We start from the raw sequence: 18,831 nt of genomic DNA on the forward strand, positions 1-18,831 counted from the left end.
CGACCATCAGCGAGCCGCAGATGGCCGCGCGCAGCCGGCGGCCATTCAGCACCATGGGCAGGACGTTGACGCCGACAAATCCGGAAATGATGCCCTTGTCGTTCACGTGCACGAGCGGGCGTATCTGCGGATCGCAGCCGGGCGCATCGAGGTAAAGCTGCTGCATGTAACCGGCAAGTGCCGACGGCGGCGTGCTCTGGTCGTTGCGGAACACCCGCTGGAACATGCCTGCGATCGCTGGGATGTCCGCGCGTTCAAGCGAACGGATTTCGCTCATTTGGGTAAGCTTCCGTCCCGGTCGTCGATTTTCCTGACGATTGCGACGCGCGGCTTGCCGTCGCGGTCGGTTGCGAACGTCACAGGCTCATAGGTCTTGATGCGCGATAGAAGGGCGGCCGCCTGTCGATCCTGGCCCTCGCCAAACTCGAAGAGCAGCCAGCCACCCGGCTTCAGAAAGGCCACGGCGTCGCGGATCAGGCGCTGGTGAATGGATATGCCGTAGGGGCCGCCATCAAAGGCTTCGCGCGGCTCGCTTTCAAGCAGGTGCGCCCGGTCTCCCTCCAGCCGTCCGGTCGAGATGTAAGGCGGATTGCAAACGATCATATCGACCGCGCCTTCGAGATTATCGCCTTCGAAGGCGGCGAAGAGATCCCCCTGCCGGATGGAAACGCGTGCGCCGGTCTCGAGCCGGTCGACGTTGCGGCGCGCCAGCGCAACGGTGCTGTCCGTGAGGTCGGCGCCCCAGACGCGGGCAGACGGGACATCGTTGGCGATACCGAGTGCGAGATTTCCAGAGCCGCAGCACATGTCGATGACGGTCGGTGCCGAAGGGCCATCCGCGAGGATCGACACGGCTTTTCTTCCGAGGAGCTCCGTTTCCTCGCGCGGGACGAGAACGTCGGGTGCCAGTTCAAGCTCCACGCCCATGAAGCGATGCAGACGGATATGATTGTCGTTGTGCGGCACGGTCACCCCCTCATGTCCTCGGTCGAATTGTTCCTGGATAAATCTGTAAACGCGCAGTGCTGCAGACTATTGTAATCGGGTAAATGAAGCTCAAATGCAATTGCGGCGCATGTGTTAACCGCGCAATCATCTCTACCTGCTACCTTGCGCAGCGATCAAAGGCGATTGCTCGCTGTCATTGAGTGCGCTTTTGCGCAATGAACGGCTGGTTGGTGTCAAAGGCAGATCGGAATGGCTTCGGAAGGTGTGAAGGAACGCGCGCACAGACCGTTCCTCTCGATGATCATGTCCTATGCTGCATCCGGCGGTAGCCTCGTCATCGGGTCCGCCGCCCAGCTTCTGACGTTTGCTATCCTGGCGCGCTGGCTCGGCGTGCATGAGTTCAGCATTTTCGTCGCAATTACCGCTGTCGCCAACATCGCAGTGCACCTGTGCGGTCTTGGCGCGATGGAGTGCCTGGTGCGCCGCGTGGCGCGCGATCGCAGCATGTACGCGCGCATGCTCGGGCACAATATTCTGCTGACCGCCGTGAGCGGCGTGATCCTGGTTCTGCTTGGCGCTGCCGTCCTGCCATTCTTCTTCACGTTGTCACCGGATCCCGCGACCAATGTCGCGTTGATCACGCTTATGCTCATCACCAACATCGTCTTCGTTCGCATCATCGTGCTGGCGGAGCAGATCTTCCTCGCGCATTCGAATTTTGCCTCGGCAAACAAGGTCGTCGTCGGCTTTGCCGTGGCGCGCACCATTGCTGCCGCGCTCGCCTGTATCGCGTTCGGAGTTGCGACGGTCGCCTCCTGGGCGGTGTGGCAGTTCATCTGTCATGTGCTCGTGGCTGTCGGTTGCTTACGTGCCGTCAAGGTGCTGGGGCGTCCGACCTATGGCATCGTCCGTGAAGAGCTGCCGCTGGGGCTCTATTTCAGCATCCCGTTCATCCTGCGTGCCGTCAGGCAGAATGCTGACCTCTTGGTTTTGAGCCTGGTGGCGACTGCCGAGGTCATGTCGAGCTACAGTGTCGCGCGGCGTATGCTGGAGAGCAGCTATCTGTCGGTCGAAGCGCTGAACCGGTTGATCTATCCCGGCTCCGCGAAAGCGACTGCAACCGGGCTGCACCATGCGTTCGAACGTGTGCGCAAGGTGCTAATTGCCGCCACGTTGATCAGTATCGCCGCCGCTATTGCGGTCTTTGTACTCGCGCCAGTCCTGCCTTATCTTTTCGGCAAGGATTACGTGTCGCTCGTTTCCTTCGTCCGCATCCTCTGCTGGGTCGTGGTGCCGCTTGCCATGTGGACGGTTGCAATGGAGGCGCTCGGCGCATCGGGTCACCATCCGGCGCGCGCCTCGGTCATGGGCCTCGGCAGCGTGCTCGGCGCCGCGCTTACGGCCTGGGCCACCTGGTATGCGCCGCCGACCGGAACGTTCGTCTCCTTCTATGTCATCGAAATTGCGATGGTCTTCGTGTCCTGGACCGTCTTCTTGCGCTTCGTGCGGAATGATCGGGAGCAGGCCGCTGGCGGCGCGTCTCTGGCGACGAGGATGGCCCATGAAGCTTGAGGCCGAAAACATCCAGGCAGCAAGGCCGCTCGGCCGGGAAGTGCCGCGCCTGGGCAACGTCCGGGCCATGGAGCCGCGGGATATTCCCGTCGTCAGCAGCATGTTCACCCGGATCTTTCGCAAGCGCCAACCGGCGGCGAGCGAAGAGCTTCAGCGGTATCTCGAGACCACCTTCTTCGGCAGCCCGCTTTATTCCCCGGAAAACGGTAGCATCGTCTATGACGATGGGACCGGCGACATCGGCAGCGCCATACTGGCGCTGCCGATGGAGTTCACGGTCAATGGCCGACATACGGTAGCGAAACTGCTTTGCGCCTTCATGTCCGAAGGCAAGGCCGGTGCAGTCGGCGCAGCCTGCCTTGCCCGCGCCATGCGCGCCGCCAAACAGGATATGTGCTTCTCGGACAATTCGTCGCCGGTCAGTGCGGACCACTGGGTGGCAGGCGGGGGCGTCGTACTTCCGATACAGAGCCTCGATTGGCGCCGTTCCTTTCGGCCGCTCAAAGCCTGGGCTCTGACGATTGGCCGACAGGCGCCGCTCCTTCGATCGCGCGTTGTCATCGGCCCACTCACGGTCGCCGATCGAATTTTGCGCCGCCGTCGCCCCAGGACGAAGCCGGATGCCGCAGCCGGTTGCACAACGCGTGCCATCGACCTCGCGGCCTTTGTCGAGTGCGCCGAGCCGATGCTTAAGCGCTTTGCGGTCAGACCCGTCTGGTCCCGCAGTGAATTCGACTGGCTGACGGCCGTCGCCGGTTTGAACAACACGCTGGGTGAACTCCTGAGCCGGGAGATCGTGGATGAGCGCGGGCGCGTGATCGGCGCCTATCTCTATTTCGGCAAGGCCGGTGAGACGGCGACGGTGCTCAACATCGTCTGCGAGGCCGGCCGTGAGTTCGACGTCACCGCGCAAATGTTCCATTCGCTTGATGCGGAGGGCTACGCGCTTGCCACCGGCAGCGCGCAGCCTTTCCTGATGAACGCGATCTCTCGCCAGAGATGGCTCTCCTTCCATCATCGCGGCTACTTCTGCATGGTGACCCGGCACGCGGATCTCAAGGATGCCGCCCAGCGCAACGATATCTATGTCGGCGGACTGGCGTCCGAGAGCTGGAGCCGGTTGCTGACCGACTTCTGACGCCGTGCGTTAAGTGGCAATCCCTGCCGTTTAACGGAATATTCACCCTAGAACCTTAATTCTGCGATAGAAGGCGGCTCGCGGGGTCACGATCTTCGCGTCTTGATGGGCGTGCGTGAGGGATGCTTATGTACAGGCCGGACGAGGCCGAAAAACGGGGGCCCAGCCAGCCGGCGCACGATCAGCGTGCACCGGCCGCGAGAGGGTCGTTGCTCGATCTGCTGTCGTCTGACTTGCCGGAAGCGGAGCAGGTGGCCGAGAAGCTCGCAAATTCGCGGTTGCAACCCGACGAGCCCTCGGAAGTCCCAAGGCGCCAGGTCAAGGCGGCTGTGTCACCCCCACCGGTGCGTCGCGACAGGTATCTCCCCGGATTGAACGACCTCGGCAACGTCGGCGTCGATGATATCATCGGCTGGCTGCGCGACGGGCTCCTCTGGGTCGTCGTCGCAGTGATGCTCTGTGTGGCCGCCGCGCTTGCCTATGCGATGACGGCGACGCCGCGCTACAATGTCTACACCGACATCGTTGTCGACCCCTCCAACCTGAATGTCGTCAGCGACGACGTTTTCACCTCCAACCCGCAGCGCGATGCGCAGTTGCTGGAAGTCGAAAGCAAGCTTCGCATTCTCACATCGCGCAACGTGCTGTCGCGCGTGATCGACCAGTTGCGCCTTGCCGAGGATCCGGAGTTCGTGAAGCCCTCGGCCTTCGATTCACTGAAGAGCCTCTTTTCGACGAAGGCGGAGCAGCAGGCAGGAAATGCGCTTGCCGCGATGCGGGCGCTGTCGGAGCGCGTCGAAGCCCGGCGCGAGGAGCGTTCCTTCGTCGTGGTGATGAAGGTGTGGAGCGAAGAGGCGGCGAAGGCGGTGACGCTGTCCAACGCGATCGTCGCGGCCTTTGAGCAGGAGCTGTTTCAATCTGCCGCCGAGAGCGCCGGCCGTGTTGCCCAGAACCTCAATGCGCGCCTCGACGAATTGCGCCACAATGTCACCGAGGCTGAACGCGCCGTCGAGGATTTCCGCCGCAAGAATGGTCTGCAGTCGACCAACGACGGCCAGCTCGTCAGCAATCAGCTTTCGAACGAACTCAATACCCAGGTTCTCGACGCCCAGCAGCGCTTCATCCAGGCGGATACGCGCTACCGGCAGATGAACGATGCCATCGCTCAGGGCCGAACCGCGAGCGCCTCGGAGTTCGAATCCGTCAACATGACGAACCTGCGCGAGCAATATAACGTGCTGCAACAGCAGATCGCCTCGATGCAGCGCACCTATGGTGAGCGCCATCCGCGTCTCGTCAATGCCCGCTCCGAGCGCGCGACGCTGGAAGGGGCAATGACCGACGAAGCGCGCCGGATCCTCGATCGCGCCAAGGCAGATACGGATCGTGAGCAGCAGGCATTTGCCGCCTTGCGGGCCAAGGCGAGCGACGAGAAGTCGAATGTATTTTCCGACAACGAGGCTCAGGTGCAACTTCGGGATCTCGAGAGAGATGCCCGCGCCAAGGCCACCATCTACGAGACCCACCTGGCGCGCGCCCAGCAGATCACCGAGCGCCAGCAGATCGACACGACCAATGTCCGCGTCATCTCGCGCGCTTTGCCGCCGAATGCGCGGAGCTGGCCGCCGCGGACATTGATCCTGCTCGCGGGCGGCGCGATTTTCGGTCTCGCACTTGGTATCGGCCTGGCCCTAACGCTGGGGCTCTGGCGTTTCCTGCGCGGACGCCGGCCCGCAGTGGCCTGAGAGAGGGGACGGCATGACGAGCGCCGTCTATCGTGAGGAGAGCCCGGCGGACCTGCTCCGCATCCGTATAGGAACCGTGCTCTTCATGGCGACGTTCCTGTTTTTCTGGATAACAACCACGCCCTTTATCGATCTAACCGGGGCGGCGGTGTTGGATCCTTCGGCCGGCAATTCCAATCGCTTGAACCAGATCGTATCGCTTGCACTCTTTGCGGGCATGTTCGCCTATGGGCTGGCGCATCCGATGCGGCGCATCATCCTACAGCCGCGGCCATTGTTGGCCGTGCTCTACATCTGGTTCCTGTTCGTCTCGGCCATATCGGCCTATCCGATGTTTGGCATCAAGGGGACCGTGCTCGCCGTCATGGTGACGATCAACGCGAGCATTTACCTGCTGCTGCCGGCTTCGGAGCGACATTTCGCCAAGATGCTCGGTATCGGCACCCTGTTCATGCTGTCGGTCGCCTATTACGGGATTCTCTTCAAGCCGACGCTTGCAATCCACCAGGCCTCCGAACTGCGCGAACCGATGAACGCCGGCCTTTGGCGTGGTCATTTCCCCCACAAGAACAGCGCTGCGGCGGCCATGGTGATTGCCGCCTTCTTTGGCCTCTTCGTCATGAACGTCTGGTCACGACTGGCCGGGCTGGTTATCGTCGTTCTATCGTTCAACTTCCTGCTCCACACGGGCGGCAAGACTTCGACCGCCATGCTGCCGGCGATTGTGCTGCTTGCCTGGGTTTTCGAGCGGTTGCGCTACCTGCGTATCCCGATCGTTATCGGCGGGGTCGGTCTGTTCAATCTCTTCGCCGTCGGCTCCGCGGTGTTCAAGCCACTCAGCGACTTCGTCACCGAGCTTGGCATCGATGCGACCTTTACCAACCGCGCCGATATCTGGCGCTTCGCCTTCACGGCGCTCGCCGAACAACCGATCACCGGCTACGGCTTCAAGGCTTTCTGGCAGACGTCGGAACTGGTCAACAGCGGTGGCTCGATCGAGACCTGGGCTGTGGCGGCCGCAAATGGTCACAACTCCTATCTCGACATCGCCCTAACGACGGGTTTTCCCGGATTGTTGCTGACGGTGATCTGGCTTTTGGTTCTGCCTCTCCGCAACATCGCGCGCCTGGCACCGGCCGTGGAGCATTCGCATCTGACCCGGCTTTACATCCGCGTCTGGCTCTACACGATCTTCAATGCCGGCCTCGAGAGCCTGTTTTTCGAGGGCGGCAACCTCTTATGGTTCACCTTCCTCTTTTCCCTTTACGGCCTGCACCTACAATCGCGCGCGGTTCTTTCGGTGGCCCCGCAGCAGGTTAAATCCGGAGCCGTCTATGCCTGATCTCCTGCAAACCGTCGACGGCCTTGTCGATCGCGTCGCCAACCGATTGATCTGGCGCTTCGCGGCCAAGCCGCGCGACGTTGTGACCGATGTGCCGCTCGTTTCCTTCACCTTCGATGACGTGCCGGATTCTGCGCTTCATAATGGGGCTGCGATCCTCGAGCGCCACGGTGCACGGGGGACATTCTACATCGCTGGCGGATTGGCCGATCGCGTCGAGGTTGATCGCACTCTGATCTCAGCGGAGGGATGCGCCGATCTGGCCGGCCGCGGCCACGAAGTCGGCTGCCATACCTTTTCACATAGCAAGATCAGGCGCCTGGGTGCTGCTGGTCTTGCTCGGGATCTCGACCGCAATGCCGATTATCTGAAGCGCAGCGGTGTTGGGTCGGTAGCGACGAATTTCGCCTTTCCCTACAATGCCGCCTGGCCGCTGTCGCGCCGGGAACTGGGGCGGCGTTACCGCACCTGCCGCGCCGCTGGCGAAAGCATCAATCGCACCACCGTCGACCCGTTGATGCTCAAGGCAGTGGAGATCCGTCAGCCGGAAGCGGATGCGCGCGCACTGAGTGGTTGGATCGACGATGTGGTCGCCCGCCCCGGCTGGCTCGTGTTTTTTACCCACGACATCGCCGCGCGTCCGACGCCCTATGGCTGCACGCCGGAGACCTTCGAACGCCTCGTCGAATACGCGGTCGGGAAGGGATGCGTGGTCCTGCCCGTCGAGCGGGTGCTCGACAGGCTTGGCTGGTAGGAGAGCGCCATGTCTGGCCAACGAAACGGCAACAACAGGCTGCTCGCCATCAATAACTACTTCTATCGCCGCGGCGGCGCCGAAGCGGTTTTCTTCGACCATATGAAGATGTTCGGCGACATCGGCTGGGACGTGGTGCCCTTTGCCATGGAGCATGAGGACAATGAGCCTTCGCCATGGTCCGACTATTTCGTCTCCGAGATCGAATACGGCCGGCGCACCAATCTGCTGCGCAAGGTCGTGCAGGCGGCGAGCGTGATCTATTCGCGCGAGGCGCAGCGCAACATCGACCGGCTGATCCGGAGTGCCCGGCCCTCGATCGCCCATGCGCACAATGTTTACCATCATCTGTCGCCAGCGATCTTCTCGACGCTGAAGCAAGCCGGCATCCCCGTCGTCATGACGGCGCACGATCTGAAGCTTGCCTGTCCCTCCTACAAGATGCTGCGCGAAGGCGCCGTCTGCGAGGACTGTCGCGGCGGGCACGTCTACAACGTGTTGCGCCACCGCTGCATCAAGGGAGAGGTGACGCTGAGCGCGGTGGTGCTTGCGGAAACCCTGGTGCACCGCGCTCTCGGTCTCTACCGCAACCAGGTGGACCGCATCGTCGTGCCAAGCAAGTTCTATGTCGGCAAGCTGGTCGAGTGGGGATGGCCGCGTGAGCGCATGGTCCACATTCCGAACTTCGTCGACGTCGAGGACTATTCCGACCAATGGACAGAGGGCGACTATTTCGTCTTCGCCGGACGTCTGGCGCCGGAGAAGGGGTTGGAGACGTTGATACGAGCGGCGGCATCGTCGCGCCAGCGCCTGGTGATTGCCGGAACCGGGCCCGAGGAAGCGATGCTTCGCGCGCTCGTCGAGCAGACGGGGGCCGATGTCACATTCGCCGGTTATCTCTCGGGTCAGGCCCTGCACCGTCTGATTGGGGAAGCACGCGCCCTGGTCCTGCCGTCTGAATGGTACGAGAACGCACCGATCAGCGTGCTTGAAGCCTATGCGTTGGGACGACCCGTCATCGGCGCATCGATCGGCGGTATTCCCGAAATGATCCGGGAAGGTGAGACCGGGATGACGGCAAAACCCGGTGATGCTGACGATCTCGCGCGCGCACTGACGGGGATGGCGGCGCTGCCTTCCTCCGAACGTGCGGCCAGGGGGGCATCGGGCCGGCGCTGGGTCGCCAGTGAATTCTCGGCTGCCGCCTATCGCGACAGAACCCTGGACCTCTATGCATCGCTCGGGGCGGGGGAGGGCCGGCGCCGTTAACCGTCGCGCGCAATTTGTAGTAAAGTGGGCTCGCCGTACGGTTTCTGGTCAGTTATATAAGTGGTCAATGAAATATTTACTTGGTTGATAAGTATTTTGCCGTGAAATGTGGTACGGACAACTTTCGAGGCGACGCATGAGCAGTAACTCTGATGTCTCGCGAAGTCACCGCCAGCAGCCGGTGATTGCACAGGAGATGGCACAATCCGGGCTGTCCGAGGGACGGGCGCAGATGCCCCGGCGCGGCGCGGCTCTGTCTGGGAGGCAGCGGGCTGTGGCCGTCCAGAGTGGCGCTGTTGCCGCCAGAGGCGAGCGCAAGCGCGTGATGATGCTGGGCTTGCGCGGTATTCCGAACGTCCAAGGCGGTGTCGAGAAACACGTTGAAATGCTCGCCAGCAAACTCCTGGGCTACGGCTGGGATGTCGAGGTCGTCGGGCGTCGGCGCTATCTTCAGGAAAGCGACTGCTACGCCTGGAACGGGGTCGAGGTCATCCCTCTCTGGTCGCCGCGCCGCATGGCGCTGGAGGCGCTGGTTCACACGTTCCTCGGCGTATGTCTTGCCGCCTGGCGGCGGCCGGACGTATTGCATATCCACGCCATCGGCCCGGCATTGATGACGCCGCTTGCACGCGTTTTCGGACTGAAGGTTGTCGTCACCCATCATGGCTACGACTACGACCGGCAGAAGTGGGGCGCCTTTGCCAGGCGCACGCTCAAGCTCGGCGAGTTCTTCGGCATGCGGTTCTCGAACGGGCGCGTGGCGATATCGCAGGATATCGTCCAAACCATGCGCGCGCGCCACCATGTGTCGATGACGCTGGTCCCAAATGGTGTCGCGATTACGCTGCCCTCCGGCAACGCCGGTATCCTGCGTGAATTTGGCCTGGCGCCGCGACGCTACATCCTGCTCGCCGCACGATTGGTTCCGGAGAAGCGGCAGCTCGATCTCATCAGGGCCTTCGCGAAATGTAGGCTGACGGATGTCCGGCTCGTCATCGTCGGCGACGCGGAGTTCGAGACGCCCTATGTCCGAGAGATGAGAACCCTCGCCTCCGAGGTGCCGGGGGTGGTGCTTACCGGATTCCAGTCCGGCGATAGACTGGCAGAACTCTTCGCCAATGCCGCCCTGTTCGTGCTGCCTTCAAGCCATGAGGGCATGCCGATCGCGCTGCTGGAGGCGATGGCCTACGGCCTGCCCTTGCTGGCAAGCGATATCATTCCCAACCGGGAACTGGACCTTGCGCCCGACGAGTACTTTCCGCTGGGCGATATCGATGCGCTTGCAGCCGGCATCACCGCAAAGCTTGCTGCGCCACTCAGCGATGACGACGTGCGGGAGCGCGCGGCCCACGCGGAAGCTACCTACAGTTGGACAAACGTGGCGCAAAAGACTGCTTCGGTGTATAGCGCATTGCTGGCGAAATAGGCCGACGTTCGCGTCTGCCCGTGTCTTCGCCAATCAAGTACGACAGCGCGCCTTGCACGTTTGGATGGGCAGGCGGTCGCTGTCGTGGTCCGTTCGACGATTGCCGTGCCTTGCACGCCGCCTGGAAGACAAGCTGACAATGAACCTCAAACGCGCCGCCGGCCTTTTCGCATGGCTCCTTTTTGCCGTGATCGCCTATTCGACGATGTCTCCCCTCGAATTGCGTCCCCGCATCGGGCATCTCGTCCATCTCGAGCGGTTCGGCGCTTTCGGCCTGCTGGGGCTGCTGTTCGCGATCGCCTATCCGAAGCACCTCGTGCGTGTCTTGGTTCTCGTGCTTGCCGCCGCGATCGGCTTCGAACTTTTGCAGATGATTTCGGCGGATCGCCATGCGCGGGCGGCGGATGTCTCCGTCAAGCTTCTCGGTGGTGCCTGCGGCGTCTTCGGCGGCTGGTTCCTCTTTCGCTATCGGTTGCCATTTCTGCGCTTGCTGGGGCGGTAAACCAAAACGCAAAATATCGCGGGTAAGATCGCCGGCGACTTAGGCGCGGTTGTCGACGCGCTGCTGATATGGGGGGAATGCGTGGCAGTATCCGTCATCATCAAGACGCTGAACGAAGAAAAGCGCATCGCCGCGAACATCGAGAGTGCGCTTGTCGCGCTCAAGACGGTCGGCGGTGAGGTCATCGTCGCCGATAGCGGTTCCTCCGATAGAACCATAGAGATTGCCTCCCTCTATCCGGTCGTCATCGCCCAGATCAGCCCGCCGGCGCTTCCAAGTTGCGGGATCGGTCCGCAGCTCGGTTTCCAGTATTCCCGCCACGACCACGTCTGCCTGCTCGATGGCGACATGCTTCTGGACAGCGATTTCCTTGAGGTTGCCGAGGCGTTCCTGGCCGACAATCCTAAGGTCGGCGGCGTCACCGGTCATGTGCAGGAGATGCTGACCTCCAACCTCGAATTCGCCCGGCGGGTCACGCGCAATGCGCCGGAGAACCGCATCGGCGCAATCGACCGCATGAACGGCGGCGGCCTGTATCGCCGCTCGGCGATCCAGGCGGTCGGTTATCTCTCCGATCGCAATCTCCATGGCTACGAGGAGTTCGACCTCGGTATCCGGCTGCGCAGTGCCGGCTGGAAGCTGCATCGTCTCGACCGCCGCTTCGTCCAGCATTTTGGCCACACGGACAATTCCTACCGGCTGCTCGTCCGCCGTTGGAAGAGCAAATATCTGTTCGGCATTGGCGAGCTGCTGCGCGCATCGCTTGGCCGGCCCTATTTCCTGCAGCTCATCAGGGAGCTGCCGGAGCTCAAGCTCTGGGCGCTGGTCTATCTCTGGTGGGCGGTTTCGCTCGGCATGCTGCTTTTCATGCCCAACAGGGCGCTCGCGCTCGGCGTGGTCCTTGCGATCCTCGCCGGCGTCGTCGGGCTCATGAGCCTGCGCAAGGGAGGCATCAGCATGGGGCTCTACACCGTCGTCGCCTGGTTCTTCCATGCGGCCGCCCTGCCGGTCGGCTTCTTCCGGGCGCGCCGGAAGCCCGATGCGCCGATCGAGAGCAAGCTGCTCGGAGCCCCGGCGTGATGGGGCGTCGGCTGTTCGCTGTTGCGGCAATGCTTCTCGCATTCGGTTCGCCCATGCGCGCATCCGATCAGTGGCTTCCGGTGCGCGAAGTCTCGCTCGAACTGCGGACAGGCAGTCCGCTCGACTTCTCGTCTTTCCTGCCGAACGGGACGATCGATGCGGATCGTCGCATGGTCGCAGGCGCCAATGGCCGGCTCGCGTTCGCGAGCTCACCCGAAAAACCTGAAAGGATGCTCTGCGCTTCGCTTGCCTGGAGCCCGGCTTCTGGAGGATTCCCCGATCACGAAACGGCCGACCGCTACGCCCGGCAGTTGGCGATGCATGGCTACAATCTCTCTCGACTGCATTTCGTCGATGCAAGCCTGATGTTCGGCCGTGACCGGGATTTCGACTACGACCCCGAGACACTTGACCGCATTCACTATCTGCTGGCGGCGCTGAAGCGCAACGGCATCTACTGGATGATTGACGGCCTCTCGTCGCCGCGCGGCGTCTATGGCGGCTTTGACGACCGTTGGGACAATGGAGGAAACCTCAAGCTCGACCTGTTTGTGGATGACCGGGCGTTCGAGCACTGGAAGCGCATGCAGGAAACGATCCTTGCGCGCGTGAACCCCTATACGGGCGTCGCGCCCATCCGCGACGATGCCCTGGCCGTCGTCATTCTCGCCAACGAGAACGGGATGGAGTTCGACACTGTCGTGCACGATCGGCCGGGAAAAGCGCCTTACGATCCGTTGCTCGCCAAGCCGTTCAACAACTGGCTGGCGAAACGCTATGGTTCCACCGAAGCTTTGGCCAAGGCTTGGCCCGATCTTCGCTCCGATGAGATGATCGAGGCGAGATCGGTCGAGCTTCCCGCAGACCGCTACGGCGACAGCGCGCGTCTGCGGGATCTGCAGGCTTTCTTCATCGAGACGGAACGGGCCACAACTGCACGTATGAGCGAGGTGCTGCGCGGGCTTGGCTACCGCGGCCTGATCAGCAACTACAACAATTGGCCGACGGTCCAGGCGTCGCTCAGCCGACGCGACCTCGAAGCCGTGACCATGAATACCTATCACGACTGGGTCAGCGGCTACGCGCCGGGCAGCAAAACCACCCAGGCGAGCTCGATTGCCGACGGGGTGAACTATATCCGGATGATCGCCGCAGCGCGCTGGCTCGGCAGGCCCTTCGTGGTCAGCGAGTACGATCATCTCTTCTGGAACCGCTACCGCTACGAGGCGGGGCTGGCGATGCCGGCCTATGCGGCACTGCAAGGTTGGGACGCGCTTTGCCGCCATGGTCACGGCCCGATCGTTCTTACCTATGGCGAGCCCTTCGCACACAAGAAGGCAATGCTTCCCTATGCGATCGCGCTCGATCCTGTTGCGCGAGCCGGCGAGACGCTGGCAGCGCTGCTTTACCGCCGCGGGGACGTTGCGACATCGGACGTAACCGTTCCGTTTGCCGTGCGTGGTGAAGAGGATCTCTCCGACGACATGCAGGCGCGGGAACCGGAGCATCTGACGGATCTTGCACTCATCGGGCGGATTGGACTTGAGGATGGAAAGGATCTCGGCAAAACACCGGCCGTACTGCAACCACGCCAGCAAAGCAGCGAAGCGCTCCTCGAAAGCCTGCGCCAAGGCGGCGCGCTTCCGCGGGACAATGGCACGAATATCGATGCCGGCATCTATCAAAGCAGCACAGGCGAGATCGTGCTGAACCGCTTTGCCGGGCAATTGCGCGTTGCAACGACCGCAACCGAAGCCGCAGCCTTCTCGTCGTTGCGGGCGCCTATTGATCTCGGCGTCCTGCGCATCGAAGGGGCCGATGGCAATGGGCTCGTCGCCGTCTCGGCGCTCGATGGCGAAGCATCTCTGAGCAAGAGCCGCCGCTTCCTCTTGATCTTTGCGACCGATGCGCAGAACACCGGCATGACATTTCGCGACACCGAAGAGAAGGTGATCGAGGATTTCGGGCGTTTGCCTGTCCTGATCCGGGAAGGCTATGTGGACATTTCGATGGATCGAAGCGTTCCGAGCTGGAGCGTTTCGCCTGTTGGTCTCGATGGGACTGCGCATGCGCCCGTCTTGAAGGGGAAGGGCGCGGTGGCCTTCCGTCTCTCAAACGACGTTCCCTCCGGTCCGACGACCTATTTCCTTCTCGAGCTGCAATAGAAATCGTCTGTCGCCAGTGGATCAATGAATGGCCACGATGTCAGCTTATTCTCCGCCGCTTTCAAGCACAGGAGGATACGATGAGAATATCGGAAGCCATGCATCCCGGCGCTCGCTGGATCTCTCCCGAAACAGATATCAAGACGATCGCGCGCATCATGCGGGATGAGGACATCGGCGCCTTGCCCGTCGGCGAAAACGACCGCCTGATCGGCATGGTCACGGATCGCGACATCGCCTTGCGTGCCTTTGCCAATGGGCGCGATCCCGCTTCGATGACGGCACGCGACTTGATGACCAGGGATATTGTTTACTGCCGCACCGGTGAGACGATCGAACACGCCGTCCACCTGATGGAAGCGAAACAGGTCCGGCGTCTGCCTGTAATCGACGAGGACAAGCGCATGGTCGGCATGCTGTCACTGGGCGACATATCCCATGCCAGCAGCAGGCAGTTGTCGGGTGAACTCGCGCGGGCGGTCACCGCCCATCACCTCTGAGCTCCAACTGTTACAATTGCGGCGCCGTGAAAGGCGCCGCAAACGGTCTCGATGGATCGATGCGAGGTGGATCAGAACCGGTAGCTGATACCGGTGCCGATCAGCCACGGGTCGAGCTTGACCTTGCCGCTGACCGCGCCGGCGCCAGGCAGCGTTGCGTTGACCTCAGGCTCAAGGAACAACTTCTTGACGTCGAAGTTCAGACCCCAATGGTCGTCGAGCTTGATGTCGACCCCCGCCTGCAGCGCCACGCCGAAGGTGTTCTTCATGTTGAAGCTCGAGAAATCACCGCGGGGCTTCTCGTTGTAGAACACCGTGTAGTTCACGCCGGCGCCGACATAGGGCTTGATCTCGTCGGTGACATTGAAGTGGTACTGCAATGTCAGCGTCGGCGGCAGAAGCCATGCCTTACCGATTTCGCCGAGGCCAGCGATCGAGCCGCTGCCGCGCGCCGTGTGCGGCGTCGTGCCGAGGACCAGTTCAGCCGCGATGTTGTCGGTGAAGAAGTAGGTGATGTCGAGTTCCGGCACGACGGAATTGCTGACGCCGACCTTTTCGCCGTCAAGTGCTGCGCCGTTCAGGGAGAGCGAGGCTTTGTCGTCGGGCAGGACGGCCAGCGCGCGGGCACGGATCATCCATGGGCCGGGCTCGCTGGCGAGAGGCATTTCCGGTGCCGCGACCGCGCTCGGCTCGGAGAGATCTGCCGCCGTCGCGATCGCGAGCGGCGCCGCGAGTACGGCAAAGAAGACGGCAGATGGCAAGATGGCGCGAGTAGGCATGATTTCCGGACCCCCAGAAGAAATTGAACATCGCCGGTCAGGGCGTTCGGCCACAGGGTATCTGCGGCCGGCGGCACTATGCTCAAGATGTGCGTCTCAGGGGTTGTCCTGGATCAATGCGGCCACGAATCACCAAGTCCTTGGGGATAAAGGCGGATTCGTCTGAACCCACGAACTTCGTTCAATCCCTTGTCAGGCCGGCATGCGCGGAATGCTGGCAAGCAGCCGCTGCGTATAGGGGTGCTTGGGTGCAGCCAAAATGTCGCGGGTCTTGCCGCTTTCGACCACTTTGCCGCGCTCCAGGATGACCATTTCCTCACAAAGTGCTGCGACGACGCCGAGATCGTGGGAGACGAACACCAGCGTCAGCTTTTCCGAAAGCGTCTTAAAGAGCTCGACGATGCGGATGCGGGTCGAAAGATCGAGCGCACTGACCGCTTCGTCGGCGAGCACGATCTGCGGACGGGCGACGATCGCACGGGCAATAGCGATGCGCTGGCGCTGGCCGCCCGAGAATTCGTGCGGATAGCGGCGCATCGCGTCAAGCGGCAGGCCTACCGCTTCGAGCGCTTCGGCGACCGTCTGCGTGCGATCGCCCGGGATCCGCAACGACCTGAGCGGCTCGCCGATGATGTCGATCACCCGCTGGCGCGGGTCGAGGGACGAATAGGGATCCTGGAAGACCGGCTGCACCGCGCGTCGATAGCGCTGCATGAAGGCACTGTTGCCAGTATCGAGGCTCTCCTCGCCGAAGCGGATGATGCCGCTGGTCGGGCGAATGAGCCCGAGCATCAGCCGCAGAAGCGTCGTCTTGCCGGAGCCGGATTCGCCGACGAGGCCGACGCTGACACCGGCGCGGACAGACAGCGAGACGTCGTTGAGCGTGGTCTGCTCCCGGGAATAGCCGAAGCTGACGTTTTGAAGATCGAGCATCATGATCCGGTTGCCCCGAGCGCTTCGTCGAACAGGCGGGCGGCCTCAACTAGGGTTTTGGTGTAGTCGTCTTGCGGGTTGCCGAAGACCGTCTTGACGGGCCCTTCCTCGACAGCAACGCCGTTCTTCAGCACGATCACGCGTTCCACCACCTGGGCAACGACGGGCAGGTCGTGGCTGATGAACAAAAGCGCCATGCCGGTCTCGCGCACCAACTGGTCCAGTAGCTTGAGGATTTCTGCCTGCGTCGTGACGTCGAGCGCGGTCGTCGGCTCGTCGGCAATCAAGAGCTTCGGGCGGCAGGCGAGCGCCATGGCGATGGCGACGCGCTGGCGCTGGCCGCCCGACACTTCGTGCGGATAGGAGTTGATGATGCGTTCCGGCTGCGGCAGCGTCACCTTGTCGATGAGGTCGCGGACTTCACGGCTGACGGCATCCTTCGATGCCTTGCCGCTCTCCAGCTCCAGTCGGCGGCGAACCGGTTCGGCGATCTGCCGGCCGATCTTCATCAGCGGGTCGAGTGCTGTCAGCGGCTCCTGAAAGACGACGGCGGCGGCAGCGCCGCGCAGACGGTTCATGACCCTGTCGGTGGCGCCGACCACCTGCTGGCTGTCAAGCTCGATCGAGCCGGAGACGCTGATCGACGGGGGCAGCAGGCCGGTCGCTGCCATGGCGGTCATCGACTTGCCGGAACCGGACTCGCCGATCAGGCCGATGCGCTCGCCGGATCGGATCGAGAAGGAGAGATCGGATACCAGCGGCTTGTCGCCGGCGCGAATGTTGAGGCCCTGGATGTTGAGAAGCGCTGTCATCGCGATCTCCCGCGTGTCGGATCGGCGATGTCGCGCAGGCCGTCGGCGAGAAGGTTCATGCCGATGACAAGGGCGACCAGTGCGATGCCGGGAGCGATCGCGCCGATCGGCGCCGTATAGACGGTCCCCTGCGCTTCCTGCAGCAGCCGTCCCCAGGAAGCGTTTGGCGGCGGTGCGCCGAGGCCGAGATAGGAGAGCGACGCCTCGGCGATGACGGCAAGGCCGAACTGCAAAGCGAAATTGACCGAGAGCGTCGGCCAGATATTGGGAAGCACGTGGCGAAGGACGACGCCCGCCCAAGAGGTTCCCGATGTTCGCGAGGCGACGATATAGTCCTGGCGAAGTACCCGTTTGGCAAGGATGCGGGTCAGCCGCGCAACGATGGCGGAGATTGCAAGCCCGAGCGCCAGGATCGCCGTCCAGAGGCTGGCGCTGTCGCTTGCCGCGACCACCAGCATTGCTAGAAGCAGGGTCGGGAAGGCGATCAGGATATCGAGCGTCGCGGCCATCACGTCGTCGGCAAGGCGTGTTGCAAAAGCGGCGAGAACGCCGAGACTGACGCCGATCGTCGCGCCGATCGCCACCGCACCGGTGCCGACGAGCAGCGCGGTGCGCGCGCCGATCATCAGTTGCGTGAGCAGGTCACGCCCCAGCCGGTCGGTCCCGAGCCAATGTAGGAGCGATGGCGCTTCCAGCCGCCCGCCGGAGGCATTCAAAGGATCGTACGGCGTCCAGAACAGCGTGAGCAGGGCGACGAGCAGATTGATGCCGACGAGTGCGAGCCCGACGGTGAGTGCCAGCGAGTGTCGACGCTTCCGCGTGGAAACGGATGCTTCGACCGGGCTCATGCACTGCCTCCGACGGCGCGTTCGCGCAGGCGCGGATCGATCAGCCGCTGGGTAAGATCGGCGGCAAAGCCGATCAGCAGCACCAGCAGCGTCGAGATGAACAGCACGCCCTGGACGTTGGGATAGTCACGCTGCTCGATCGCGAGCAGCAGCATCGAACCGAGACCCGGCAGCGCGAAGACACGCTCGATGACGACGGCGCCGAGCAGGGTCGTCGCAAGCTCGATGCCGAGAATGGAGACGATCGGCACGGCGCCGTTGCGGATGCCGTGGCGGATGAGGGCTTCCGGAAAACTGGCGCCAAGGGCGCGCGCGGTGCGCAGGTAATCGCTGCCGAGAACATCCTGTGTCGCCGAACGCACGTAGCGCAGCAGCGATGCGCCCATGACGAGCCCGATCGTCAGAACAGGGAGTGCCAGCACATAGAGCACCTGTCCCTCATTCTGCCAGCCGCGGCGGGGGAAGCCGCCGGAGGGAAACAGGCGGAAGGTGACGGCAAAGATAGTGACGAGCAGGATGCCGACCCAGAAGACCGGAATGGCGATGCCGAACTGCGAGACCGTCGAGATCAATCCGCCATACCAGCGGTCGGCCTTGACGGCGGAGAGGATGCCGAGCGGCACGGCAATCAGAATGGAAAGCAGGAAGCCCATCAGCGCCAGCGGTACGGTGACCGTCAGCCGCGCGGCGATCTCCTCGATCACGGGCTTGCCACTGACGAAGGACGTGCCGAGATCGAAGCGGGCGAGGCTGCCGGCAAAACGAAGGAACTGCTGCCAGAGCGGCAGGTTCGAACCGACCTGTTCGCGGGCCTTTTCGATCTGCGCGGCATCGGCGCCGACGGACAGAAGCGCATTGGCCGGGTCGCCCGGGAGCAGGCGCAACAGCACGAACAGCATCACCGCCGCGATCAGCAGCGACAGGATGAGGATGGCCAAACGGCGGACGAGATAGGTGAGAATGGTTGCATTCCTTTCTTCTCACGGGGTGCCGTGATCAGAGAAGTTGGCTTTTGCAT

General features: G+C 62.6%; 17 protein-coding genes and 1 pseudogene. 11 read left to right on the top strand and 7 right to left on the bottom strand.

Translation table 11 applies throughout. The features are described 5' to 3' along the window. Together ACTJKE_RS27915 and ACTJKE_RS27920 are read right to left on the bottom strand one after the other, a co-directional pair. A pseudogene (locus ACTJKE_RS27915) lies at positions 1-277 on the bottom strand (hypothetical protein); the annotation flags it as partial. Further along, the gene (locus ACTJKE_RS27920) at positions 274-927 is read right to left on the bottom strand and encodes a N5-glutamine methyltransferase family protein (protein ID WP_082663677.1); all 654 of its coding nucleotides are present in this window, start codon (positions 925-927) and stop codon (positions 274-276) included. The pseudogene ACTJKE_RS27915 and the gene ACTJKE_RS27920, both read right to left, overlap by 4 nt. A gap of 270 nt (positions 928-1,197) precedes the next feature. Here ACTJKE_RS27920 and ACTJKE_RS27925 point away from each other — a divergent pair, with 270 nt between their 5' ends. The 11 genes from ACTJKE_RS27925 (at position 1,198) to ACTJKE_RS27975 (ending at position 14,441) form a co-directional block, all read left to right on the top strand. Next, positions 1,198-2,520 carry a lipopolysaccharide biosynthesis protein gene (locus ACTJKE_RS27925; protein WP_113512610.1) on the top strand — a complete coding sequence of 441 codons (1,323 nt, stop codon included), beginning with the start codon at positions 1,198-1,200 and terminating at the stop codon, positions 2,518-2,520. Next, a complete protein-coding gene (locus tag ACTJKE_RS27930) occupies positions 2,510-3,658 on the top strand; it encodes a GNAT family N-acetyltransferase (protein WP_440693115.1) in 1,149 nt (382 codons plus the stop codon). The genes ACTJKE_RS27925 and ACTJKE_RS27930 overlap by 11 nt, the downstream gene beginning before the upstream one ends. Before the next feature lie 128 nt (positions 3,659-3,786). Then, the gene (locus ACTJKE_RS27935; protein ID WP_113512606.1) at positions 3,787-5,403 is read left to right on the top strand and encodes a GumC family protein; all 1,617 of its coding nucleotides are present in this window, start codon (positions 3,787-3,789) and stop codon (positions 5,401-5,403) included. Between the two features lie 13 nt (positions 5,404-5,416). After that, on the top strand, positions 5,417-6,745 hold the full coding sequence (locus ACTJKE_RS27940) for an O-antigen ligase family protein (RefSeq protein ID WP_113512604.1): 1,329 nt from the start codon (positions 5,417-5,419) through the stop codon (positions 6,743-6,745). Then, entirely contained in the window at positions 6,738-7,499 is a 762-nt protein-coding gene (locus tag ACTJKE_RS27945; protein ID WP_440693117.1) for a polysaccharide deacetylase family protein, read from the top strand. Before ACTJKE_RS27940 ends, ACTJKE_RS27945 begins: the two co-directional genes overlap by 8 nt. A 9-nt stretch (positions 7,500-7,508) precedes the next feature. Continuing rightward, positions 7,509-8,768 (top strand): glycosyltransferase family 4 protein, encoded by a 1,260-nt coding sequence (locus ACTJKE_RS27950; RefSeq protein ID WP_058328895.1) that lies wholly within the window; start codon positions 7,509-7,511, stop codon positions 8,766-8,768. Between the two features lie 328 nt (positions 8,769-9,096). Beyond that, a complete protein-coding gene (locus ACTJKE_RS27955; protein ID WP_440693162.1) occupies positions 9,097-10,194 on the top strand; it encodes a glycosyltransferase family 4 protein in 1,098 nt (365 codons plus the stop codon). 139 nt (positions 10,195-10,333) lie between these two features. Next, on the top strand, positions 10,334-10,696 hold the full coding sequence (locus tag ACTJKE_RS27960) for a VanZ family protein (protein WP_440661173.1): 363 nt from the start codon (positions 10,334-10,336) through the stop codon (positions 10,694-10,696). A gap of 81 nt (positions 10,697-10,777) precedes the next feature. Then, the gene (locus tag ACTJKE_RS27965) at positions 10,778-11,776 is read left to right on the top strand and encodes a glycosyltransferase (RefSeq protein WP_440661175.1); all 999 of its coding nucleotides are present in this window, start codon (positions 10,778-10,780) and stop codon (positions 11,774-11,776) included. Beyond that, on the top strand, positions 11,776-13,941 hold the full coding sequence (locus ACTJKE_RS27970) for a glycoside hydrolase (protein WP_440693164.1): 2,166 nt from the start codon (positions 11,776-11,778) through the stop codon (positions 13,939-13,941). Before ACTJKE_RS27965 ends, ACTJKE_RS27970 begins: the two co-directional genes overlap by 1 nt. An 80-nt stretch (positions 13,942-14,021) precedes the next feature. Beyond that, complete coding sequence (locus ACTJKE_RS27975; protein ID WP_058328891.1) at positions 14,022-14,441, top strand: CBS domain-containing protein; 420 nt, start codon at positions 14,022-14,024, stop codon at positions 14,439-14,441. 71 nt (positions 14,442-14,512) lie between these two features. Here the strand turns inward: ACTJKE_RS27975 and ACTJKE_RS27980 are convergent, their stop codons facing one another. The 5 genes from ACTJKE_RS27980 to ACTJKE_RS28000 form a co-directional block, all read right to left on the bottom strand. Then, complete coding sequence (locus ACTJKE_RS27980; RefSeq protein ID WP_113512595.1) at positions 14,513-15,220, bottom strand: OmpW/AlkL family protein; 708 nt, start codon at positions 15,218-15,220, stop codon at positions 14,513-14,515. Between the two features lie 192 nt (positions 15,221-15,412). Further along, complete coding sequence (locus ACTJKE_RS27985) at positions 15,413-16,159, bottom strand: ABC transporter ATP-binding protein (RefSeq protein WP_058328889.1); 747 nt, start codon at positions 16,157-16,159, stop codon at positions 15,413-15,415. After that, positions 16,153-16,965 carry an ATP-binding cassette domain-containing protein gene (locus tag ACTJKE_RS27990; RefSeq protein WP_440637700.1) on the bottom strand — a complete coding sequence of 271 codons (813 nt, stop codon included), beginning with the start codon at positions 16,963-16,965 and terminating at the stop codon, positions 16,153-16,155. The genes ACTJKE_RS27985 and ACTJKE_RS27990 overlap by 7 nt, the downstream gene beginning before the upstream one ends. Next, positions 16,962-17,813, bottom strand: a complete 852-nt coding sequence (locus ACTJKE_RS27995) for an ABC transporter permease (protein ID WP_113512593.1) — start codon at positions 17,811-17,813, stop codon at positions 16,962-16,964. Before ACTJKE_RS27995 ends, ACTJKE_RS27990 begins: the two co-directional genes overlap by 4 nt. Continuing rightward, complete coding sequence (locus ACTJKE_RS28000) at positions 17,810-18,775, bottom strand: ABC transporter permease (protein WP_440693166.1); 966 nt, start codon at positions 18,773-18,775, stop codon at positions 17,810-17,812. Before ACTJKE_RS28000 ends, ACTJKE_RS27995 begins: the two co-directional genes overlap by 4 nt. Positions 18,776-18,831: the final 56 nt, after the last annotated feature.

This window comes from Ensifer sp. 22521 (assembly GCF_052044795.1).
GTDB lineage: Bacteria > Pseudomonadota > Alphaproteobacteria > Rhizobiales > Rhizobiaceae > Ensifer.

Bases quoted from the DNA above. Each gene is read 5' to 3' on its own strand.
- ACTJKE_RS27955 (WP_440693162.1), top strand. From the start codon at position 9,097: ATGCTGGGCTTGCGCGGTATTCCGAACGTCCAAGGCGGTGTCGAGAAA.
- ACTJKE_RS27935 (WP_113512606.1), top strand. From the start codon at position 3,787: ATGTACAGGCCGGACGAGGCCGAAAAACGGGGGCCCAGCCAGCCGGCG.
- ACTJKE_RS27975 (WP_058328891.1), top strand. From the start codon at position 14,022: ATGAGAATATCGGAAGCCATGCATCCCGGCGCTCGCTGGATCTCTCCC.
- ACTJKE_RS27970 (WP_440693164.1), top strand. From the start codon at position 11,776: ATGGGGCGTCGGCTGTTCGCTGTTGCGGCAATGCTTCTCGCATTCGGT.
- ACTJKE_RS27940 (WP_113512604.1), top strand. From the start codon at position 5,417: ATGACGAGCGCCGTCTATCGTGAGGAGAGCCCGGCGGACCTGCTCCGC.
- ACTJKE_RS27945 (WP_440693117.1), top strand. From the start codon at position 6,738: ATGCCTGATCTCCTGCAAACCGTCGACGGCCTTGTCGATCGCGTCGCC.
- ACTJKE_RS27960 (WP_440661173.1), top strand. From the start codon at position 10,334: ATGAACCTCAAACGCGCCGCCGGCCTTTTCGCATGGCTCCTTTTTGCC.
- ACTJKE_RS27925 (WP_113512610.1), top strand. From the start codon at position 1,198: ATGGCTTCGGAAGGTGTGAAGGAACGCGCGCACAGACCGTTCCTCTCG.
- ACTJKE_RS27920 (WP_082663677.1), bottom strand. From the start codon at position 927: ATGGGCGTGGAGCTTGAACTGGCACCCGACGTTCTCGTCCCGCGCGAG.
- ACTJKE_RS27990 (WP_440637700.1), bottom strand. From the start codon at position 16,965: ATGACAGCGCTTCTCAACATCCAGGGCCTCAACATTCGCGCCGGCGAC.
- ACTJKE_RS27995 (WP_113512593.1), bottom strand. From the start codon at position 17,813: ATGAGCCCGGTCGAAGCATCCGTTTCCACGCGGAAGCGTCGACACTCG.
- ACTJKE_RS27950 (WP_058328895.1), top strand. From the start codon at position 7,509: ATGTCTGGCCAACGAAACGGCAACAACAGGCTGCTCGCCATCAATAAC.
- ACTJKE_RS27980 (WP_113512595.1), bottom strand. From the start codon at position 15,220: ATGCCTACTCGCGCCATCTTGCCATCTGCCGTCTTCTTTGCCGTACTC.
- ACTJKE_RS27930 (WP_440693115.1), top strand. From the start codon at position 2,510: ATGAAGCTTGAGGCCGAAAACATCCAGGCAGCAAGGCCGCTCGGCCGG.